Genomic DNA, 18637 nt, shown 5'->3' with positions numbered 1-18637 from the left:
AGTAATATAAGCAAATCGCGTTAACGTATTGGGAAATCATTGTGCGACTTAAACTAGTTAGTCTATTAATTATATTGTCAGGGTTATCGGCGTGTAGCACAACCGAAAAACCAACTAAAAACAGTGATAACTTCAGTAACAGTGCCAATGCACTAAAAAACCAAGCTAATAGTGCGTTATCTATCTACCAATTGGCGCAAAACCGCCAAGGTGCCGATAAAATACAGCTACTTTATAGTGCCCGCGATGCTGCAGTGAATGAGCAAAGTTGGTCGTTATTAGAAAAGGTATGCGGTGAGTTAGAATTAACCCCAAGTGTTGATCAGATTCAAAATCGTCTTTATATTGCGTTTGCGCAAAAGCAGCAAAATAAAAACGCTCAAGCGTTAGTTATTTTGCAGTCGTTAGATGGTCAACTTAAACAGCCTGAACATTTTGCATGGCATCAATTTTTAACCGCCAGTGTGTATGCATCGCAAGACTTTGCGAAACGCGCAGCCCCTTACTTTTTTGCAGCGTCTGAGTCTGCTACTAAAAACAATATTGATATTGCACAGCTAAACCAAAACTTATGGGATAACTTAAAAAAGCTTTCCTCTTATACACTTGAACGCTTTAACAGAGGGTCGGTTATTCAACAAGGTTGGGTTAACCTTGCTTTGTACCATCAAGTTTATGCTGGCAGTGCCGTTGAACTTGACCAAGCTATTAATAATTGGTTGAGACGCTACCCCGGGCACCCTGCTAAAGTAGTTTTATCTAAACAAGATGAGTTAGTGAATGACTTAACGCCTGTAATAATAGAGCGTTTAGTTGTACTACTGCCGCAATCTGGTGCTAATGAACGCTTAGGTGATGCACTTAAAGCCGGCGTGCTCGCAGCACTTGATCAGCAAAGCATTAATGAAACCATTTTTATTGATGAAAACAGTGATGTTGATGAAATTACGGCTAAAATAGCGCAAATAAAACCCTACTTTGTTGTTGGTCCACTGTTAAAAGCGAATATAGATAAACTTGCTAATGCGCAAGTGCTTATAGACATACCTACTATGCATTTAAATACCTTTGATGGTGAGCGGCTTTCGTTACAGCACTACTTTTTTGCCCTTAATCCCGAGCATGAAGTACAACAAGCATTAGAGCACTTTTTAGCTCAGGGCTACCAAAAGCCTATGTTACTTGCGCCTAATAATGCAAACGGGCAGCGTTTGGTTGATTACTTTAACCTGCAGTGGCAACGCTATAGCGAAACCAAACCACAAATTGGCTTTTATAACAGTAGTCAAGACATGCCTGATACGATTACCAGCTTACTTGAAGTTGATAAAAGTAAAGAGCGGATCAAAACCGTTAAAACTTTATTTAAGCAAGAAGTCGAAAACGAAACACGCTCGCGCAGCGATATAGACGCTATTTATATTTTAGGCGATGCAATAGAAACCCGTTTAATAAAGCCGTATTTAGACGTTAATGTAAGTACATTTGCTGATAGGATCCCGCTTTATGCTAGTTCTAAAAGCCATAGTAGCCAAATTGATCGTACCGATAAAGGCGACTTAGATGGCTTATACTTTACCGAACTTCCTTGGATGTTAAAGTCGCAAATTAAACAGCATAATCTTCGCCAGCAATACGAAACATTGTGGCCAGAGCACGCCGATATAAGCCAGCGTTTATTTGCTATGGCCTACGATGCAGTAACTATATTGCATGACATTAAACAACTAAGTCTTTCCCCTGGGAATCAGTTTAGCGGTTTAAGTGGTAAGCTCTCGGTTAATACCAGCGGGCATATTGAACGCACATTAGACTGGGCACAATATACCAATCGTCGGATTAAGGCTGTGCAACTAAAAACACAACGCCCAGTGCCATTATTTATGCAATCAGCCAGTGACTTATACATTACCGAATAACTAAGGGGGCGACATGTCTTGGTTTAAACAGCTGTGGCAAAACAGTCGTGAAAAAGGCCAGTATTATGAGCTCCAGGCACAAAAGTATTTAGTTTCTCAAGGGTTAACAGCAATTGAGCGTAACTATTACTGCCCCTTTGGCGAACTTGATGTAATTATGAAAGACGGTAACACTTTGGTTTTTGTGGAAGTTAAGTTTCGTAAAAACCACGCTCGCGGCGGCGCTAATTACGCATTAAGTATACAAAAACAAGCACGCTTAAAACGCAGTATTTATCATTACTTAGCCGCTAAAAACCTAACAAATCAGCCGTTAAGAATCGATTATGTAGCAATCACTGGAGAGCCGTCTATGCATATTAACTGGCTCAAAAACGTATTTTAAAAACAAAGAACTAGGTATAAATTGTTGGTATTCTATGCAAGACACAATTAAAGAAATTTTTACAGAAAGCATTCAGGTACAAATAGCAGCGGGTGAGGTATTACCCAGTGCATTAGAGTCAGCCGCTTTTACCATTGCTCAAAGCCTGATCAACGGCAATAAGCTTATTTGTTGCGGTACAGCTAACTGCCATATGCTTGCTCAACACATGGCAGGTGTTTTAGTTAATCATTATGAAACCGAGCGCCCTTGCCTGCCAGCTATTGCGTTATCGCAAGAGAGTATTAACTTAGGGCAAAGTACTCAGGTTGACGATTACGACACGTTTGCTCGTCAAGTACGTGCCTTTGCTCAACAAGGTGACTTACTGCTGGCACTGGCTATTAATGGTAATGAAAAACAAATTATTTCAGCGGTAGAGGCGGCACTAACTAAGGATATGAAGGTCATAGTTATGGTTGGTGATGACGGCGGTGAGCTAGTTGGTTTACTTGGCCCTAATGATGTTGAGATTAGAACGCCTTCTAAACGCCCAAGCCGTATTATCGAGTCGCATTTAGTTAACTTACATTGTTTAAGTGAACTGGTTGATTTAACGCTTTTCCCGCAGGATGAAAATTATGTTTAAACGCTCCCTTATTATTTTAGGCACGGTTGTATTACTGCAAGGGTGTGCAGCCGCAGTGGTTGCTGGTACTGCTAGTGCAATAACAGCTGCAAACGATCGTCGTACAATTGGCTCTCAGATCGATGACAGCAATATTGAAATAAAAGCTAGCATTGCAATTAGTGAAGTAGATCGCTTGCATAAATTTGCTCATATTAGCGCTGTAAGCGTTAATGGCATTGTTTTATTAGTTGGCCAAGTTGCCAATGAAGAAATGAAAAACGAAGCTAATAGAGCCATTGAGAGTGTTGCTGGCATTCGAAAAATACATAACCAAATTCGTATTGGTTCAAATATTGGGGTGACTACCCAAACTCATGACTCTTGGTTAACCTCAAAAGTAAAAGCACAGCTATTAACCGCTAAAAATATTAGCAGTAATAATATTAAAGTAGTGACTGAAAATGCCGAAGTATTTTTGATGGGTTTAGTTTCTGACGCAGAAGCAGAGCAAGCAGTAAATATTGCGCGTAATGTATCGGGTGTTGAGCGCGTAATTAAAGTATTTGAATATTTGTAAAGATAGCTGGTTCGATGAATATAAAAGCCTTGTAGTTAACACTGCAAGGTTTTTTATACCGGTGGGAAAATCCGCCGTTACAACAATCAACCTTAACCCACTTCTCGCAGCCCACTCCCGCAAGCTTTAAGGCATAAAGCCTTAAGCGAAACTTTGTGCTTGGCTTAATCTCTACCTAATACCTAAAACCTTTTACTTTTATACAGACATAAAAAAACCGCTTATTAGCGGTTTTTCTTTTATCATTAACAGATTATAAAATGTATTATTTTATAACACGTAAATGCGAACCTTTTTTCTTTTCAGGCTTTTCTGGTGGTGTTTCGTCAACATAATTTGCTGATGAATCAACACTTTCAAAATCTGGAGCAAAATCGTCTTCGTCCTCTAAAAACTCATCTGCTGTAAAGACCGTACCCTCGCCATTTTCACGCGCGTATATTGCAAGTACAGCCCTTAAAGGCACATACACTTGCATTGGCTGACCACCAAACCGCGCGCTAAAGCTAAGCTGCTCATTATCTAACGAAAACTGCGTTACCGCTGAAGGACTTATGTTTAATACAATTTGTCCATCTTGCACAAACTGTGTTGGCACTTGTACTGCAGGGTAATCAGCGTCAACCACTAAATGTGGCGTGCATTCGTTATCAACAATCCAATCAAAAAAAGCGCGTAATAAATAAGGACGATTAGGCGTCATTATAAACGGATCTCACGCTCAGTTTCAGTTAAAGAAGCTTGGAATGATTCACGCTCAAATAAGCGGATCATATACTCTTTAAGCTCTTTAGAACCTGCACCGTTAAGCTCAATACCAAATTCAGGTAAACGCCATAATAGTGGAGCAAGGTAACAATCTACTAAGCTAAACTCTTCACTCATAAAGTAAGGTGCTTCGCTAAAGATTGCTGCAACCGCAAGCAATGCTTCTGTTAGCTCTTTACGAGCTTGAGCAGCATCTGGTGCGTTGTTAGTGATTTTGTCAGCTAGGCTGTACCAATCAGTATCAATACGGTGCATCATTAAACGGCTACGGCCACGCATTACCGGGTAAACAGGCATTAGTGGAGGATGAGGGAAACGTTCATCAAGGTATTCCATGATGATATTTGCCTGATATAAACCAAGCTCACGGTCAATCAGTGTTGGCACTGTACCGTAAGGGTTAATTTCGTGAAGTGCCTCTGGCAGGTTATCTTTTTCAGCCAAATGAATATCTACACTTACACCTTTTTCAGCAAGTACAATGCGTACTTGGTGGCTATACATACAGTTAGCACCAGAAAAAAGGGTCATTACAGGGCGCTTATTGGCAGCTACGGCCATGCCTACCTCCATTAAATAACTAAAACAGCAATAGGGGCTTAAGCCCCTATTGCAAAATTACCTTTAAACATGTTCAAACTTAATGAACATCTCTCCAGTATTCTTTCTTAAGCATAAATGCCAAGATAAATAGGATGAATAAAAATCCAATTACCTTAATACCTATTGCTTCTGACTCAAGACGTGAAGGTTCACCCACGTACTCAAGGAAGTTGGTTAAATCGCGAGCAGCTTGGTCGTATTCATCTACACTTAATTCACCTGAGCCATCAGTTTCAGTAGCAATAATTCTGGTCACAGTATGACCATTCACTTCTACTTCTTCTGTAATAGCTGTTGGTAAGCCTTGTAGTTCTTGCAGAACATGCGGCATACCTACAGATGGAAACAATGTATTGTTTACGCCAAATGGACGTGACTCATCTTTGTAGAACGATTTTAAATACGTATATATCCAATCAGAACCACGAACACGTGCAACGTTAGTTAAATCTGGTGGCGCAGCACCAAACCACTTTTCAGCATCTTCTTTCGCCATCGCATTGGTAATATGGCTACCTACTTTTGAACCGTCAAAAATTAACTGTTCTGCGCCAATTTCCGTTGGAATACCGATATCACGAAAAGTACGTTCATAACGCTGGTATTGCATTTGATGACAAGCAACACAATAGTTCATGAACAATTTAGCACCGCGTTGCAACGAAGGCTGATCTGTTAGGTCATTACCAGCATCTAATAATGCCACTGAAGGACCTGCAGCCATTGCCGGCAACACATTAATTGATAAAGCAAATAAACCAATAAGTAGCTTTTTCATCATTTCAGTAACCTCTCAGGCAATGGCTTAGTTTTTTCATTCTTACTGTATACAAATAACAGTACGAAGAACATAAAGTAAGTCACAGTACATATCTGCGAAACAATTGTTTTCATGTCAGTTTGTGGTGTTGCACCAACCCAACCTAAAAGAACAAAAGTAACAACAAAGCCTGCAATGTTCCATTTGTGGAAACCACAACGGTAACGAACTGAGCGAACTGAACCACGATCTATCCAAGGTAATAACGCAAGCACTACAATAGATGCACCCATTGCTGCAACACCCATTAACTTATCAGGGATCGCACGTAAGATTGCATAAAATGGCGTAAAGTACCAAACTGGAAAAATATGCTCTGGTGTTTTCAGCGGGTTAGCCGCTTCAAAGTTTGGCGCTTCTAAAAAGAAACCACCCATGGCTGGCATAAAGAACACCACCCAACAGAACAATATTAAGAAACCAACCACACCCACAATATCTTTTACTGTGTAATAAGGGTGGAACGGGATCGCATCAAGAATATCTTTTTTATCAGTATAATATTCATGGAACTTAAACTTAGGTTTATCTTCTTCAGCTACCGTACCTTTTTTACGCTTGTTATCTACGCCTTCAGGGTTATTTGACCCTACTTCATGTAGTGCAACTATGTGTAAAAATACTAAAATCACGATAACTAATGGTAAAGCAATAACATGCAATGCAAAGAAGCGGTTAAGCGTTGCACCCGATATTACGTAATCACCACGGATCCAAAGTGTTAAATCATCACCTATAACCGGAATTGCTCCAAATAGTGAAATGATTACCTGTGCACCCCAAAATGACATTTGCCCCCATGGTAATAAGTACCCCATGAATGCTTCGGCCATTAGCGCTAAGAAAATAAACATACCAAATACCCACAGTAATTCCCGTGGTTTTTGATAAGAGCCGTAGATCATGCCACGGAACATATGTAAATATACAACGATGAAAAACGCTGATGCACCGGTTGAGTGTAAATAACGTAATAACCAGCCATAATCAACATCACGCATGATGTATTCAACTGATGCAAACGCCCCCTCAGCAGAAGGTACATAGTTCATAGTTAACCAAATTCCTGTAAGAATTTGGTTAACTAGTACTAACATAGCTAGTGAGCCAAAGAAGTACCAAAAGTTAAAGTTTTTAGGTGCTGGGTACTGTGCAATATGCATGTTCCAGACACGTGTCAATGGTATACGGTCGTCTAGCCAACCAATAATCTTACCAAACATTAGGCCACTCCTTGTTCTTCGCCCACTAATATAGTGGTTTCATCAAGAAAAGTGTATGGTGGTATTTCTAGGTTTAATGGTGCAGGTACCGATTGGAATACACGGCCAGCCATATCAAACTTAGAACCATGACATGGACAGTAAAAACCGTCGTCAGTCCCTTCCACTTTTTCACCAAAGCCACCTTGTAAAAAGCTAGGTGAACATCCTAAATGAGTACAAATACCTACAGCCAAAAATATTTCTGGACGCAATGAACGGTAATCATTTGTTGATGATTCTAATTGTTGTGGCTCTTGCGAATGCGGGTCACGAAGTTGATCTTCATGTCCTTTCATTTGCTCAAGCATTTTTGGGGTCCGTGATACAACCCATACAGGTTTACCACGCCACTCGACACGTATTAATTGTCCTGGCTCAAGTTTGCTTATGTCTACTTCTACAGGCGCACCCGCAGATTTAGCTCGCTCACTTGGATTCCAAGACGCAATAAAAGGAACAGCAGCCCCAGCCGCACCAACACCACCAACAACAGAGGTAGCTATGGTTAAAAAGCGACGTCGGCCATTGTCTACAGGCGCATTGCTCATCCACTTATCTCCACTATGATTCTCAACACTTGCTATATTGAGAACATCAGTTACAGCAGGTTAATTTTTTTGAATTATAAAATAGAAACGATCATATTTAAATCCTTGTTTAAAACAAGGTTACTCACAGCCCCATGCTCGAATAATCCTGACTTGCTCAAAAAATAGATTAAGTTAGCTCGAGTATGAAGCCGAATGACTATCATATCGCTTCTGTAAAAATAATATACTGACTCAGGTCAACCTCACCAAAACAAGCAGTAACAACTGCATTTGCTAGGGCTAAACCTGCTCACATTATTTGCCAGCCAATTGTAGCAAAAAAATTCACCAATTAACTGATGGATTTAAACTAATTACGATAATTATTTAACTTTTTTAGTATTCACTGAGTGTTTTTTTACTTTTGCTCATTAAACACGCTGAGTTTATCAATTACCTATCGTCAAAGTTACCATTTATTATGTTGCGAAAAACAAAAAACCCAGCATAAGCTGGGTTTTTGAATTCTTGATAACGTAAATATTAACGTTTTGAGAACTGTGGACGCTTACGCGCTTTCTTAAGACCCACTTTCTTACGTTCAACTTTACGTGCATCACGAGTTACGAAACCTGCTTTACGAAGTTGTGGACGTAGTGACTCGTCAAACTCCATAAGTGCACGAGTAATACCGTGACGGATTGCACCAGCTTGACCAGTTGTACCACCACCAGAAACGGTGATGTGAAGATCAAACTTTTCAGTCATATCAACAAGCTCTAGAGCTTGATGAACAACCATACGTGCTGTTTCGCGACCAAAGTACTCTTCTAAAGAGCGCTTGTTGATTACGATGTTACCAGTACCTGGGCGTAAGAACACGCGAGCACTAGAACTTTTACGACGACCTGTACCGTAGTATTGATTTGCCATGATGGTGCTCCTTAAATGTCTAGAACCTGAGGCTGTTGTGCAGCATGGTTATGCTCAGTACCTGTGTAAACTTTAAGTTTACGGTACATAGCGCGGCCTAAAGGACCACGTGGCAACATGCCTTTAACAGCTTTTTCGATGATCATTTCAGGCTTTGCAGCTTGAAGTTTATCAAAAGTAGTAGACTTAAGACCACCTGGAAAACCAGAGTGTGAATAGTACACTTTGTTTTTGAATTTGTTACCAGTTACAGTAACTTTTTCAGCGTTGATAACGATGATATAATCACCAGTATCTACGTGCGGTGTATATTCAACTTTATGCTTACCGCGTAGGCGGAGAGCGATTTCAGTAGCGATGCGACCTAAAGTTTTACCTTCAGCGTCAACTACGTACCAGTCACGTTTTACTGTTTCTGGTTTAGCAACAAACGTTTTCATTTATAAAAATCCAATGTTTTTCAATTAAAACCACAAGTAGTTAATATTAACTACTGCTCTAAGTTTGCTATAACCCCTTCGAGTTTTAGACTTTTGCGCCGCTCACAAGTGGCTAGACTATATGAAGGCATAGAACGCAACGTGGCAGGAGCGGGAGTATATCAGCACTTTTATTGCATTACTACCGGCGGGTTGTTTTTTCCACAAATTTTTTAACTGCTAGGCACTTTATATTAAAAAGACCTTCGCTGTGTATTGGGCTCTAGCATTGAGCCCCTTCCTCAAAGAATAAATTAGCCCTAAGGCGCTAACTTTTATGCTAAATGCTCTTTCGCTAAATACTCTAGCGACTGCATTTCTTGTAAGCGACTTATGCAGCGTTTAAACTCAAAGCTTAAATTACCTTGAGTATAGAGCTCTGTAATGGGTTTTTCTGCCGAAATTATTAAAGTCACGTGGCGTTCGTAAAATTCATCTACTAATGCAATAAAGCGTCTTGCTGCGTCGTCATTCACTTGCCCAAATTGTTTTACGTTAGACAAAATAACTGTGTTATATAAACGGCTAATTTCCATGTAATCTACTTGGCTACGCGCGGTTTCACATAATTCGCTAAACTCAAACATTACAACACAATCAGATACTTTACGGGTTTTAATCATGCGCCCTTCAATTTCAATGGCGGTATTAGATTTACCCTGTTCGTGTGATAACTTATCAAAGTATTCAAATAGATTTTTATCGGCTTGCTCATCGAGTGGGCTGTGAAATATCTCTGCCTGCTCTAAAGTTCTTAATCTGTAATCTATGCCCGAATCGACATTTACTATTTCTGTATTTGCATTAACAAGCGCAATCGCGGGCAAAAAGCGCGCGCGCTGTAAGCCATTTCGATACAACTCATCGGGAATAATATTCGACGTAGCAACTAACACTATGCCACGAGCAAACAGTGCTTCCATTAAGCCACCGAGTAACATAGCATCGGTAATGTCTTGAACGTAAAATTCATCAAAACAAATTATATCGGTTTCGGCTTTAAAAATATCAGCTACTATTTCTAGTGGGTTTTCTTTTTTATTTAATTTTTTAAGCTCGTCATGTACTCGGTGCATAAAGCGGTGAAAATGCACGCGCATTTTACGCTGCCCCGGTAGTGCTTCATAAAAGGTATCAACTAAATACGTTTTACCACGCCCTACTCCGCCCCAAAAATACAAACCTTTTATAGGTGCAGGCTCTGTTTTATTAAATAGCTTTGCAAAAAAACCGGTAGGTTGCGGTTTTGCTTGAGTTAAATCATCATATAAGCGCTGTAAATGACGTACAGCATTTTCTTGTGCTGCGTCGTATACAAAGTCATCACGCTTGAGGTCTTGCTGGTATGTTTGCCAAGGAGTCATATCTATTTACAGTTAAAACGCAGTTTAATTTACAAAGCATATTAACACGCATCATTAGTCAGGGTATATTAGACTTAGTTTGATTTAAGATATTCGTTAGTTATTTTCCCAAAGAGGTGATATTTATGGGTACATTTACATGGGTCGGTTTAGTTATTATTGTTGCTATAGCCGCATTTTTCATCGGTGCATTTGTCACTAAAAAACAGTTCAAGCATGATGAATTAGAAGAGCAGGTTGAACAAGCGAAAAATACGCTAGAGCAATATCGACAAGATGTAGCTGATCACTTAGCAAATACTGGTAAGTTAGTAACTAAAATGAAAGACAATTACGATCAGTTACTTAGCCATGTTGAAGAAACTAATCAGTTGTTACTAGAGGACAGAAATAAAGCACCTGCTGAACCTTTTTTCTCTAAAGAGATGACTGAGCAGTTACAAGCTTCACTTAAAGAGCGCCGCTCAGATCGCTCTAACGCCGATGCACAGCCGGCTGATTACGTATCGGGTGAGTCTGGTTTGTTTGCTGGCGAAGCAAAATCTTCAACAGCATCTTGATGAACTTTTTTTCAACCCCATAGTCTTTAGATATAACAGCTTTGTTGTTTTAAAGGGCCTGTTTTTCTTTCGAGGTTGAATTTGCAGCAGTATGTTTGATTTTTAGGCAAGGCAGAGCCTGTGCCATGTGGTTATTTCACATAAACAGGCGATAACGCAGCATAAATAACAAACATGCGCTGCCCTTGGGTTCGTCCTAGGGGGAATTTACTCATTGTTGCTCGGTTTTTACTTAGCCCACTAGGTTACAAATCTCGCGCCGCGATTAAACCCCCTCTAGATAGAACAAATTACAATCCTGAAAGGTCAACAGGCCCTAAATAAACCGAAAAGGGCTGCTTTTAAAGTAGCCCTTTTTGTTTTCGCTTATCCTAAGTGGAGTAAACCCTGACTATGAAAATGAAATTATCACTTATCAGCGCAGCTATTTTGTCTACTAGCCTATTATTGAGCCCGGTTACGTCTTACGCAAAAATGCCGATTGCAGTAAATGGCCAACAATTACCAACACTTGCGCCTATGTTAGAGCAAATAACCCCTGGTGTTGTCAGTATCCAGGTGTCGGGCTCAAAAGAAATACGTCGCCGCGCCGATCCGCTGGAGTTCTTTTTTGGTAACCCACAACCTCGCAGTCAAAAACGTCAATTTAGCGGGTTAGGCTCAGGGGTTATTATTGGTGCTAAGAAAGGTTATGTGGTCACTAACAACCATGTGATCCAAGACGCCGAAAAAATGATAGTCACCCTTGAAGACGGCCGAGAGTTTGAGGCAACCAAAATTGGCACTGATAAAGAGTCTGATATCGCCTTATTACAAATAGATGCAGATGATTTAACCGCAGTAAAGCTAGCTAACTCTGATAATTTACGGGTGGGCGACTTTGCTGTTGCCATTGGTAACCCATTTGGTTTAAGCCATACGGTTACATCTGGCATAGTAAGCGCACTTGGTCGCAGTGGCTTAAATATTGAAGGTTACGAAGATTTCATTCAAACCGATGCCGCTATTAACCAAGGTAACTCTGGTGGTGCATTAGTTAATTTAAATGGCGAGCTAATTGGAATTAACACCGCAATTTTAGGCGCATCTGGCGGTAACGTAGGTATTGGCTTTGCTATTCCTTCTAATATGATGAAAAACTTAGTTGATCAAATTATTGAACACGGTGAAGTTCGCCGTGGCTCGCTAGGAATATCAGGTCGCCCTCTCGATGCTGGGCTTGCCAAAGCACAGCAGCTTGACGTAAAACAGGGCGCGTATGTTATGCAAGTAATGGATAACACTGCAGCCAGCAAAGCGGGCATACAAGCAGGCGATGTTATTATTAGCATTAATGGTAGTGATATTAGCGGCTTTCATGAATTACGCAGTAAAATAGCAACCCTAGGTGAAGGCCGAGACGTTAAATTAGGTATTTACCGCGATGGTAAGATAAAAACCGTTAAAGTAACCCTAGATGGCGCATCTGGTATTACCGCAACAGGCGAAGAATTACACCCTGCATTTCAAGGTGCCACATTAGAAAACGTTAAGAAAAATAACGCTAAGGGTATTGAAGTTAGTACGGTAGATCCGCGCTCTCCTGCAGCGCGTGTTGGTCTTGAAGAAGGTGATATTATTGTGCAAGTAAATCGCCAGCGCGTAGAAAGCATAAATGATATGAACCAGATCATTGAAAACATCAAAGGCAACATTGTATTAGGGGTAAAACGCGGTCGTGAGTCTATATTTGTACTCATTCAATAATTTATAACCGTTAAAATGCAATAAAAGTAACAGCGGCACTTGCCGCTGTTATTTTTTTTGGCCATCATAAAGAGATTGCTCACTAACAATAAGAATCTTGTGCTAAAAATCTTAAAATTTATACTCCCTCCTCTATTTGCAGGCCTAGGTATTGCTTTTTTAGTGGTTTTTTTTAGTCCTAATATGCGCACTGCATTGCTGCCTAATGTGCCACTGCCCAGTGCTATGAGTAGCAACCATTTAAGCTTTTCAGATGCGGTTAAGCGTGCGGCTCCTTCGGTAGTCACCGTTTTTTCAGAAAGTATTTCTAAAGAACCACGCTATAAACGACAAAACACCGTACAAGAACTAGGTTCGGGCGTGATCATGTCGCAAGATGGCTATATTCTTACCAATTATCATGTGATTAATAATGCCGACCAAATACTGGTTATATTAACCGATGGCCGACGCTTTTTTGATGTACAGCTTATTGGTTTTGATACTATTACTGACCTTGCGCTCTTAAAAATTAATGCCGATCACTTACCTGTTATTCCTGTTAACGATGACTACTCATCAAGTGTTGGCGACATTGTACTGGCCATTGGTAACCCTTTAAATTTAGGGCAAACCATTACCCAAGGCATTATTAGCGCCACCGGCAAACAAAAAATCACCGACAGTCCTTATAATAATTTATTGCAAATGGACGCAGCCATTAATGTAGGCAATTCGGGCGGTGCATTAGTTAATTCCAATGGTGATTTAGTCGGTATTACTTCTGCGCAATTTAAAACTCGCGAAAACTTAAACATACAGGGAATATTTTTTGCGGTTCCTTACTCTTTAGTAAAAGAGGTTATGGCAAAACTAATTCGCCATGGCCGAGTGGTTCGTGGCTACTTAGGCTTTGAGGGGACAGCTGTAGATAGCACAGGCAAAGAAGTAAACGACAGCCTAACGCCCGTGGCAGGTATGCGTATTACTAACTTAGATCCACTAGGCCCAGCTTGGCAGGCCGGTATTGAAGAGCAAGATATTGTAATTGAAATAGCAGGACTTTCGGTAGCAAACCCACAAAAAGTGTTAGAAAAAATAGGCAATACCGAACCCGGTAAAGAAATAGAATTTGAGCTGTACCGCAATGGTAAAATAGAAAAAATAATGGTGACGGTTGCAGAGCTTGAAACTAAGCTTTAATAAAAAGGCCGGATAGCAAATTAGCTTATCCGGCCTTTAAAAATACCTTAACTAACTAAATAGTTATTTAACTACTTCTACGTTTAATATTAGCACCTAACGCGCTGAGCTTATCTTCAATGCGCTCATAACCTCTATCAACATGATAAATACGATCAACTATCGTTTCACCTTGCGCCACTATACCGGTTAAAATTAAACTGGCTGATGCACGTAGGTCGGTTGCCATAACTTGGGCACCGCTAAGAGTTTTTGTATCACCACAAATAGCTGTGTTGCCTTCTAAGCGAATATTTGCGCCCATACGTTGTAGCTCAGGTACATGCATAAAGCGGTTTTCAAAAATAGTTTCGGTAATGGTGGCACTACCATTAGCCACTACATTTAATGCGGTAAACTGCGCCTGCATATCGGTAGGAAAACCAGGATGCGGAGCTGTTTTAATATTAACGGCTTTTAATTCTCTGCCGCGCATATCTAAATAAATGCTGTTGTCATGTACTTCTAACAATGCATTGGTTGCACGTAGCTTTTCAATTACCGGCTCAAGTGAATGAAAATCGGTCATCTTACACAGCACTTCGCCACCGGCCATAGCAGCAGCAACTAAAAAAGTACCTGTTTCAATACGATCTGGTAAAATACGGTGCTCACAACCCGCTAAACGCTCAACGCCTTCAATTTCAATACGGTTTGTACCCGCACCCGTAATTTTAGCGCCCATAGCAATTAAGCAATTAGCCAAGTCTGTTATTTCTGGCTCACAAGCTGCATTTTCAAGCACAGTTTTGCCATCGGCTAAGGTCGCGGCCATCATTAGGTTTTCAGTAGCGCCAACGCTAACCATCTCCATAAAGATTTCAGCGCCTTTTAAGCGACCATTTACTTTGGCATTAATATAGCCGTTTTCTACGTTGATTTGTGCGCCCATGCGCTCTAAGCCTTGAATATGAATATCCACAGGTCGAGCCCCAATAGCGCAGCCACCAGGGAGTGACACTTGTGCTTCACCAAAACGCGCCACTAAAGGCCCGAGTGTCAGTACCGATGCACGCATTTGCTTAACTAGGTCATACGGAGCAAGTGTTTTATCCACTGTTGCGCCGTCAATCACAAGCGTGTCGCCTTGCCAATTAACACTCGCACCTAAGGTTTTTAATAACGCTTCGGTGGTAACTATGTCACGCAAGCGCGGTACATTAGTAAACGTACTTTTACCATCGGCTAATAATGCGGCAAATAAAATAGGAAGTGCCGCATTTTTAGCGCCAGAGATAGTAACTTCACCCGCAAGCGAAGTGCCACCTTGAATTACAAATTGATCCATGTAGGGGCCTTTTTTATTGCGGTAAAATAAATTTTTGTTCGCGTTTCCACTCTACAGGAGTAAAAGCGCGAATTGATACTGCGTGAATGGTGCCATCTGAAATAGTATTCATTAATGGTCCATAAACTAGCTGTTGCTTTTTCACTCGGCTTAAACCGTCAAAGCATTCGCCAACAGCTATTACTTCATAATGGCTACCATTGGCTTTAACATGTACTTCTGCTAATTGAAGTTCATCGCGTAATAATATTTCGACTTGGCTAGTTTCCATAACTCTCACTCAAATAGGGTTGTAACTTGACCCAATTGCATTAAATTTTGCAATTGTTCAGGTGGATTTTGCAACTCAAGGCGAATGCCTTGTTGCTTGTACTGCGCAAAAGTGTGAATTAACCAAGCTAAGCCTGCTGTGTCAACCCTAGATACGTCACTAAGGTCAAAGTAGCAGATTTTATGCTTGGTTATTGCCTGACTGCCCAGGCCTTTTTCATCGCCAATTGAACTTCGAGTAAGCTCACCACTGACTCGAAAATGTTGCTCATCAACTTGGCTTATCACCAACTTAGTCATTGGTGTCGCTGCCTCTAAACTGTACTGGCAGTTGGCTCTTTTGCTCTAAAAGGTTACTTACGTGGTCAATACCTTGTTGGCGTAACATGCCTTGTAGCTCACTTTGCTTTGCATCTAGTAAGCTAATACCTTCTGCAATCATATCGTAAGCACGCCATTCACCACTTCTGTCTTCACGCACTTTAAAGTCAATTTTAATATCGGGTTTACCCGCTTCAATGATCTTGGTTTTTACTACCACCACATCTTTACCTTTAAAAGGTTGTGATGCGCCAAACTCGACTTGTTGGTTGGTGTATTGGGTAAAAACACCTGCATACGTTGCTACTAGGTACTCTCTAAATACTACAATAAAGCGCTGAATATCTTTAATTGCGCGCGCCTTTTCAGCCTCATCGGTTATTGCACGCACTTTTGATACTTCGCTGCCTAACACTCGCAGTGCCGCATATTTGTAGTCAATGTAGGGCATTAATTCTTCTTCAACAATGACACGAAAATGCTCATTATTTTTAATAATTAATGGCTGATCTTTTGTGATCCGCTCAAAGGTATTATCTGCCACTTGACGTACCATTTTGTTAGGATCTGTTAGTTTAACATCGGCAGCTTTAACTACCTGTGCAAACGTTAGGGTACTAAGCGCTGCAATAACTAAAAACTTTTTCAACATAATAATTACTCACTACCTTGGTTGAATAAAAACTGCCCAATTAACTCTTCTAGCACTAAGGCAGACTTAGTATCGGTAATAGATCCACCGTCACCTAGCGCTTTACTTTCTACGCCAAATAAATCATCAATTGCTTGATCTTGTTCGTTATGTACCACAGTTAAACCTAAACAACGCTGCTCTGCAGATTCTGGTGCAATAACAGGATTAATCCCTAAGTACTGCTCACCTAAAATGCCTGACGTTAAAATAGAGATTGAGCTAGTGTCTGAAAAACGACATAAATACTGTGCATCAATGGTCATATTAACAACTGGTAAAAATTCTTGCGGATGAACATAAATAGATTCTACCCGACCAATAACCACACCGCCCACTTTAATGGGTGCACGGGGCTTTAATGAGCCTATGTTTTCAAATTTAGCATTAAGTGTGTATGTGTCACCTGAGCCACTAATACCAGTGTTGGCCACTTTAAGCGCAAGCATAGCAAATGCTAAAATGCCTAATGCGACAAAAAAACCAACTAAAATCTCTAATTTCCGTGAATTCATTATCTATACCCTACTAGTTGGTAAACATTACCGCTGTCAAAAGAAAGTCAAACCCTAACACTGCTAAAGATGAGTGCACCACGGTTTCTGTGGTTGCTTTACTGATCCCCTCAGAAGTTGGTACACAATCATATCCTTTATAAAGGGCGATCCAGGTCACTACAATAGCAAATACAACGCTTTTAATTATGCCATTGAGTATGTCTTGCTGAAACGAAACTTGTGATTGCATAATTGACCAAAAGCTTCCGGTATCAACGCCTAGCCAATCAACGCCGACTAAATGGGCACCAATAATAGCCACTGCCGAAAATATTAATGCTAACAACGGCATACTTATTAAACCAGCCCAAAAACGCGGTGCAATTATACGTTTCAATGGATCAATGGCCATCATTTCGAGTGATGACAATTGCTCGGTTGCTTTCATTAAACCAATTTCAGCGGTGAGCGCACTGCCCGCCCGCCCAGCAAATAGCAATGCAGTAACCACAGGGCCTAGTTCTCTGAGCAAACTCAGCGCAACTAAAGGGCCTAAGCTATCCTCTGCACCATAACCAACCAACACTGTATAGCCTTGCAGCGCTAATACCATGCCAATAAACAACCCCGACACCACAATAATGAGCAACGATTGTGAGCCCACCATATAAAGCTGGCGAATGAGTAAGGGGGTGCCTTTTTTAAAGTTAGGTATGTGCACAAGTGCACCAAATAACATGTTCGCTGAGCGCCCTAGCGCTGCAAAACGACCTAGTGTTTTATGCCCTATTTTTTGCAGAAAATTCAACATCATTTATTCTCTCCAAGCAACTCATCTGCATATATTTGTGCCGGGAAATGAAATGGCACAGGACCATCCGATAAGCCTTTTAAGAACTGCTGTACCAAAGGAGATTCATGTTGACGCATTTGTTCTGGCGATCCACTGCCAATAACACCTTGATCGGCAATTATTATAACGTGATCGGCAATGCTCATGACTTCGTTCACATCATGGGTCACGATTAAAGACGATAAACCAAGCACTTCATTGAGTGACTTTATAAGCTTTACCAGTACTCCCATAGAAATAGGGTCTTGGCCTGCAAATGGCTCATCATACATAATTAATTCAGGGTCAAGTGCTATAGAGCGGGCTAAAGCTGCACGGCGAGCCATACCACCTGACAACTCCGACGGCATTAAATCTTTAGCGCCTCGTAAACCCACAGCTTGTAACTTCATTAATACCACTAAACGAATAAGGTCTTCACTTAGCTTAGTGTGCTCTCGAATCGGAAAAGCTATATTATCGAATACCGACATGTCAGTAAATAATGCACCACTTTGAAAAAGCATACTCATTTTGGTACGCGCTTCATATAGGGCTTTACGTGACATTTTTGGAATGCTACTGCCTTCAAATAAAATATCACCAGAGTCAGGCTTTAGTTGACCGCCAATTAAACGCAGCATGGTAGTTTTACCAATGCCGCTTGGCCCCATAATGGCAGTGATTTTACCTTTAGGAACACTAAAACTCATATTTTTATATATGATTCTATCGCCCCTTGAAAAGCAAACATCCTTGACTTCTACTATTGATTGCGACAAGTCGCTCTCCATAACAATATTCACTCGTATTCCTATTTTAAGGCTTTTTCGACCAAGATGGAAAAAACAATTCGTAAGATTTTGTAATGTAATTGCCAAAACAGTTATAAGGCTCGCTCAAACCACCTTAACCTTGGCTTAAACCTTTGCATAGCATACCCTAAATATTTATAAAA

General features: G+C 40.7%; 22 protein-coding genes. 7 read left to right on the top strand and 15 right to left on the bottom strand.

Going from position 1 to position 18637, the window contains the following annotated elements:
• The first annotated feature begins 41 nt into the window (after positions 1-41).
• The 4 genes from AAEZ22_RS07330 to dolP are packed head-to-tail and all read left to right on the top strand — an operon-like array spanning position 42 to position 3491.
• Positions 42-1919, top strand: a complete 1878-nt coding sequence (locus AAEZ22_RS07330) for a penicillin-binding protein activator (RefSeq protein WP_352296696.1) — start codon at positions 42-44, stop codon at positions 1917-1919.
• Positions 1920-1932: 13 nt separating this feature from the next.
• Positions 1933-2304 carry a YraN family protein gene (locus AAEZ22_RS07325; RefSeq protein WP_011329171.1) on the top strand — a complete coding sequence of 124 codons (372 nt, stop codon included), beginning with the start codon at positions 1933-1935 and terminating at the stop codon, positions 2302-2304.
• 34 nt (positions 2305-2338) lie between these two features.
• Entirely contained in the window at positions 2339-2932 is a 594-nt protein-coding gene (locus AAEZ22_RS07320) for an SIS domain-containing protein (RefSeq protein ID WP_011329172.1), read from the top strand.
• Positions 2925-3491: a division/outer membrane stress-associated lipid-binding lipoprotein gene (dolP, locus tag AAEZ22_RS07315; RefSeq protein WP_011329173.1), complete on the top strand. Its 567-nt coding sequence runs from the start codon at positions 2925-2927 to the stop codon at positions 3489-3491. The genes AAEZ22_RS07320 and dolP overlap by 8 nt, the downstream gene beginning before the upstream one ends.
• 265 nt (positions 3492-3756) lie before the next feature.
• Here the strand turns inward: dolP and AAEZ22_RS07310 are convergent, their stop codons facing one another.
• The 8 genes from AAEZ22_RS07310 to zapE form a co-directional block, all read right to left on the bottom strand.
• On the bottom strand, positions 3757-4194 hold the full coding sequence (locus AAEZ22_RS07310) for a ClpXP protease specificity-enhancing factor (protein ID WP_011329174.1): 438 nt from the start codon (positions 4192-4194) through the stop codon (positions 3757-3759).
• Positions 4194-4820, bottom strand: a complete 627-nt coding sequence (sspA, locus tag AAEZ22_RS07305; RefSeq protein ID WP_011329175.1) for a stringent starvation protein SspA — start codon at positions 4818-4820, stop codon at positions 4194-4196. Before sspA ends, AAEZ22_RS07310 begins: the two co-directional genes overlap by 1 nt.
• Before the next feature lie 79 nt (positions 4821-4899).
• Positions 4900-5643, bottom strand: a complete 744-nt coding sequence (locus tag AAEZ22_RS07300; protein WP_011329176.1) for a cytochrome c1 — start codon at positions 5641-5643, stop codon at positions 4900-4902.
• A complete protein-coding gene (locus tag AAEZ22_RS07295) occupies positions 5640-6905 on the bottom strand; it encodes a cytochrome b (RefSeq protein ID WP_011329177.1) in 1266 nt (421 codons plus the stop codon). Before AAEZ22_RS07295 ends, AAEZ22_RS07300 begins: the two co-directional genes overlap by 4 nt.
• The gene (gene petA, locus AAEZ22_RS07290; RefSeq protein WP_011329178.1) at positions 6905-7495 is read right to left on the bottom strand and encodes a ubiquinol-cytochrome c reductase iron-sulfur subunit; all 591 of its coding nucleotides are present in this window, start codon (positions 7493-7495) and stop codon (positions 6905-6907) included. Before petA ends, AAEZ22_RS07295 begins: the two co-directional genes overlap by 1 nt.
• A gap of 525 nt (positions 7496-8020) precedes the next feature.
• On the bottom strand, positions 8021-8413 hold the full coding sequence (gene rpsI / locus AAEZ22_RS07285) for a 30S ribosomal protein S9 (protein ID WP_086995409.1): 393 nt from the start codon (positions 8411-8413) through the stop codon (positions 8021-8023).
• An 8-nt stretch (positions 8414-8421) separates the two neighbouring features.
• On the bottom strand, positions 8422-8850 hold the full coding sequence (gene rplM / locus AAEZ22_RS07280) for a 50S ribosomal protein L13 (protein WP_011329180.1): 429 nt from the start codon (positions 8848-8850) through the stop codon (positions 8422-8424).
• A gap of 314 nt (positions 8851-9164) precedes the next feature.
• Positions 9165-10253, bottom strand: coding sequence for a cell division protein ZapE (zapE, locus tag AAEZ22_RS07275; protein ID WP_011329182.1), 1089 nt, complete (start codon positions 10251-10253; stop codon positions 9165-9167).
• Positions 10254-10378: 125 nt separating this feature from the next.
• Between zapE and AAEZ22_RS07270 the strand changes: the two genes are divergently transcribed.
• From AAEZ22_RS07270 to AAEZ22_RS07260, 3 genes are all read left to right on the top strand, one after another.
• A complete protein-coding gene (locus AAEZ22_RS07270) occupies positions 10379-10813 on the top strand; it encodes a Z-ring associated ZapG family protein (protein ID WP_011329183.1) in 435 nt (144 codons plus the stop codon).
• Positions 10814-11206: 393 nt separating this feature from the next.
• Positions 11207-12559: a Do family serine endopeptidase gene (locus AAEZ22_RS07265; RefSeq protein WP_352296692.1), complete on the top strand. Its 1353-nt coding sequence runs from the start codon at positions 11207-11209 to the stop codon at positions 12557-12559.
• Between the two features lie 99 nt (positions 12560-12658).
• Complete coding sequence (locus AAEZ22_RS07260; RefSeq protein WP_011329185.1) at positions 12659-13741, top strand: trypsin-like peptidase domain-containing protein; 1083 nt, start codon at positions 12659-12661, stop codon at positions 13739-13741.
• Positions 13742-13808: 67 nt separating this feature from the next.
• Here the strand turns inward: AAEZ22_RS07260 and murA are convergent, their stop codons facing one another.
• The 7 genes from murA to AAEZ22_RS07225 are packed head-to-tail and all read right to left on the bottom strand — an operon-like array spanning position 13809 to position 18473.
• Positions 13809-15068 (bottom strand): UDP-N-acetylglucosamine 1-carboxyvinyltransferase, encoded by a 1260-nt coding sequence (gene murA, locus AAEZ22_RS07255; RefSeq protein WP_352296690.1) that lies wholly within the window; start codon positions 15066-15068, stop codon positions 13809-13811.
• 13 nt (positions 15069-15081) lie between these two features.
• Positions 15082-15339, bottom strand: a complete 258-nt coding sequence (locus tag AAEZ22_RS07250) for a BolA family protein (protein WP_011329187.1) — start codon at positions 15337-15339, stop codon at positions 15082-15084.
• 5 nt (positions 15340-15344) lie between these two features.
• Positions 15345-15638 (bottom strand): STAS domain-containing protein, encoded by a 294-nt coding sequence (locus tag AAEZ22_RS07245; protein WP_011329188.1) that lies wholly within the window; start codon positions 15636-15638, stop codon positions 15345-15347.
• Entirely contained in the window at positions 15631-16311 is a 681-nt protein-coding gene (locus tag AAEZ22_RS07240; RefSeq protein ID WP_352296687.1) for an MlaC/ttg2D family ABC transporter substrate-binding protein, read from the bottom strand. Before AAEZ22_RS07240 ends, AAEZ22_RS07245 begins: the two co-directional genes overlap by 8 nt.
• Before the next feature lie 5 nt (positions 16312-16316).
• The gene (mlaD, locus tag AAEZ22_RS07235; RefSeq protein ID WP_011329190.1) at positions 16317-16865 is read right to left on the bottom strand and encodes an outer membrane lipid asymmetry maintenance protein MlaD; all 549 of its coding nucleotides are present in this window, start codon (positions 16863-16865) and stop codon (positions 16317-16319) included.
• A 13-nt stretch (positions 16866-16878) separates the two neighbouring features.
• Complete coding sequence (gene mlaE / locus AAEZ22_RS07230; RefSeq protein WP_041454775.1) at positions 16879-17658, bottom strand: lipid asymmetry maintenance ABC transporter permease subunit MlaE; 780 nt, start codon at positions 17656-17658, stop codon at positions 16879-16881.
• Positions 17658-18473, bottom strand: a complete 816-nt coding sequence (locus AAEZ22_RS07225) for an ATP-binding cassette domain-containing protein (RefSeq protein WP_011329192.1) — start codon at positions 18471-18473, stop codon at positions 17658-17660. The genes mlaE and AAEZ22_RS07225 overlap by 1 nt, the downstream gene beginning before the upstream one ends.
• Between the last annotated feature and the right edge of the window lie 164 nt (positions 18474-18637).

The organism is Pseudoalteromonas sp. 20-MNA-CIBAN-0454 (assembly GCF_040308685.1).
GTDB classification, from domain to species: Bacteria; Pseudomonadota; Gammaproteobacteria; order Enterobacterales; family Alteromonadaceae; genus Pseudoalteromonas; species Pseudoalteromonas nigrifaciens.
Note: the sequence above shows the minus strand (reverse complement) of the source record. Positions and strands in the feature narration are given on the sequence as shown.

Bases quoted from the DNA above. Each gene is read 5' to 3' on its own strand.
- AAEZ22_RS07325 (WP_011329171.1), top strand. From the start codon at position 1,933: ATGTCTTGGTTTAAACAGCTGTGGCAAAACAGTCGTGAAAAAGGCCAG.
- zapE (WP_011329182.1), bottom strand. From the start codon at position 10,253: ATGACTCCTTGGCAAACATACCAGCAAGACCTCAAGCGTGATGACTTT.
- AAEZ22_RS07240 (WP_352296687.1), bottom strand. From the start codon at position 16,311: ATGTTGAAAAAGTTTTTAGTTATTGCAGCGCTTAGTACCCTAACGTTT.
- rplM (WP_011329180.1), bottom strand. From the start codon at position 8,850: ATGAAAACGTTTGTTGCTAAACCAGAAACAGTAAAACGTGACTGGTAC.
- mlaE (WP_041454775.1), bottom strand. From the start codon at position 17,658: ATGTTGAATTTTCTGCAAAAAATAGGGCATAAAACACTAGGTCGTTTT.
- AAEZ22_RS07310 (WP_011329174.1), bottom strand. From the start codon at position 4,194: ATGACGCCTAATCGTCCTTATTTATTACGCGCTTTTTTTGATTGGATT.
- sspA (WP_011329175.1), bottom strand. From the start codon at position 4,820: ATGGCCGTAGCTGCCAATAAGCGCCCTGTAATGACCCTTTTTTCTGGT.
- AAEZ22_RS07225 (WP_011329192.1), bottom strand. From the start codon at position 18,473: ATGGAGAGCGACTTGTCGCAATCAATAGTAGAAGTCAAGGATGTTTGC.
- AAEZ22_RS07265 (WP_352296692.1), top strand. From the start codon at position 11,207: ATGAAAATGAAATTATCACTTATCAGCGCAGCTATTTTGTCTACTAGC.
- AAEZ22_RS07245 (WP_011329188.1), bottom strand. From the start codon at position 15,638: ATGACTAAGTTGGTGATAAGCCAAGTTGATGAGCAACATTTTCGAGTC.
- AAEZ22_RS07250 (WP_011329187.1), bottom strand. From the start codon at position 15,339: ATGGAAACTAGCCAAGTCGAAATATTATTACGCGATGAACTTCAATTA.
- AAEZ22_RS07295 (WP_011329177.1), bottom strand. From the start codon at position 6,905: ATGTTTGGTAAGATTATTGGTTGGCTAGACGACCGTATACCATTGACA.
- AAEZ22_RS07320 (WP_011329172.1), top strand. From the start codon at position 2,339: ATGCAAGACACAATTAAAGAAATTTTTACAGAAAGCATTCAGGTACAA.
- murA (WP_352296690.1), bottom strand. From the start codon at position 15,068: ATGGATCAATTTGTAATTCAAGGTGGCACTTCGCTTGCGGGTGAAGTT.
- dolP (WP_011329173.1), top strand. From the start codon at position 2,925: ATGTTTAAACGCTCCCTTATTATTTTAGGCACGGTTGTATTACTGCAA.
- petA (WP_011329178.1), bottom strand. From the start codon at position 7,495: ATGAGCAATGCGCCTGTAGACAATGGCCGACGTCGCTTTTTAACCATA.
- AAEZ22_RS07300 (WP_011329176.1), bottom strand. From the start codon at position 5,643: ATGATGAAAAAGCTACTTATTGGTTTATTTGCTTTATCAATTAATGTG.
- AAEZ22_RS07270 (WP_011329183.1), top strand. From the start codon at position 10,379: ATGGGTACATTTACATGGGTCGGTTTAGTTATTATTGTTGCTATAGCC.
- mlaD (WP_011329190.1), bottom strand. From the start codon at position 16,865: ATGAATTCACGGAAATTAGAGATTTTAGTTGGTTTTTTTGTCGCATTA.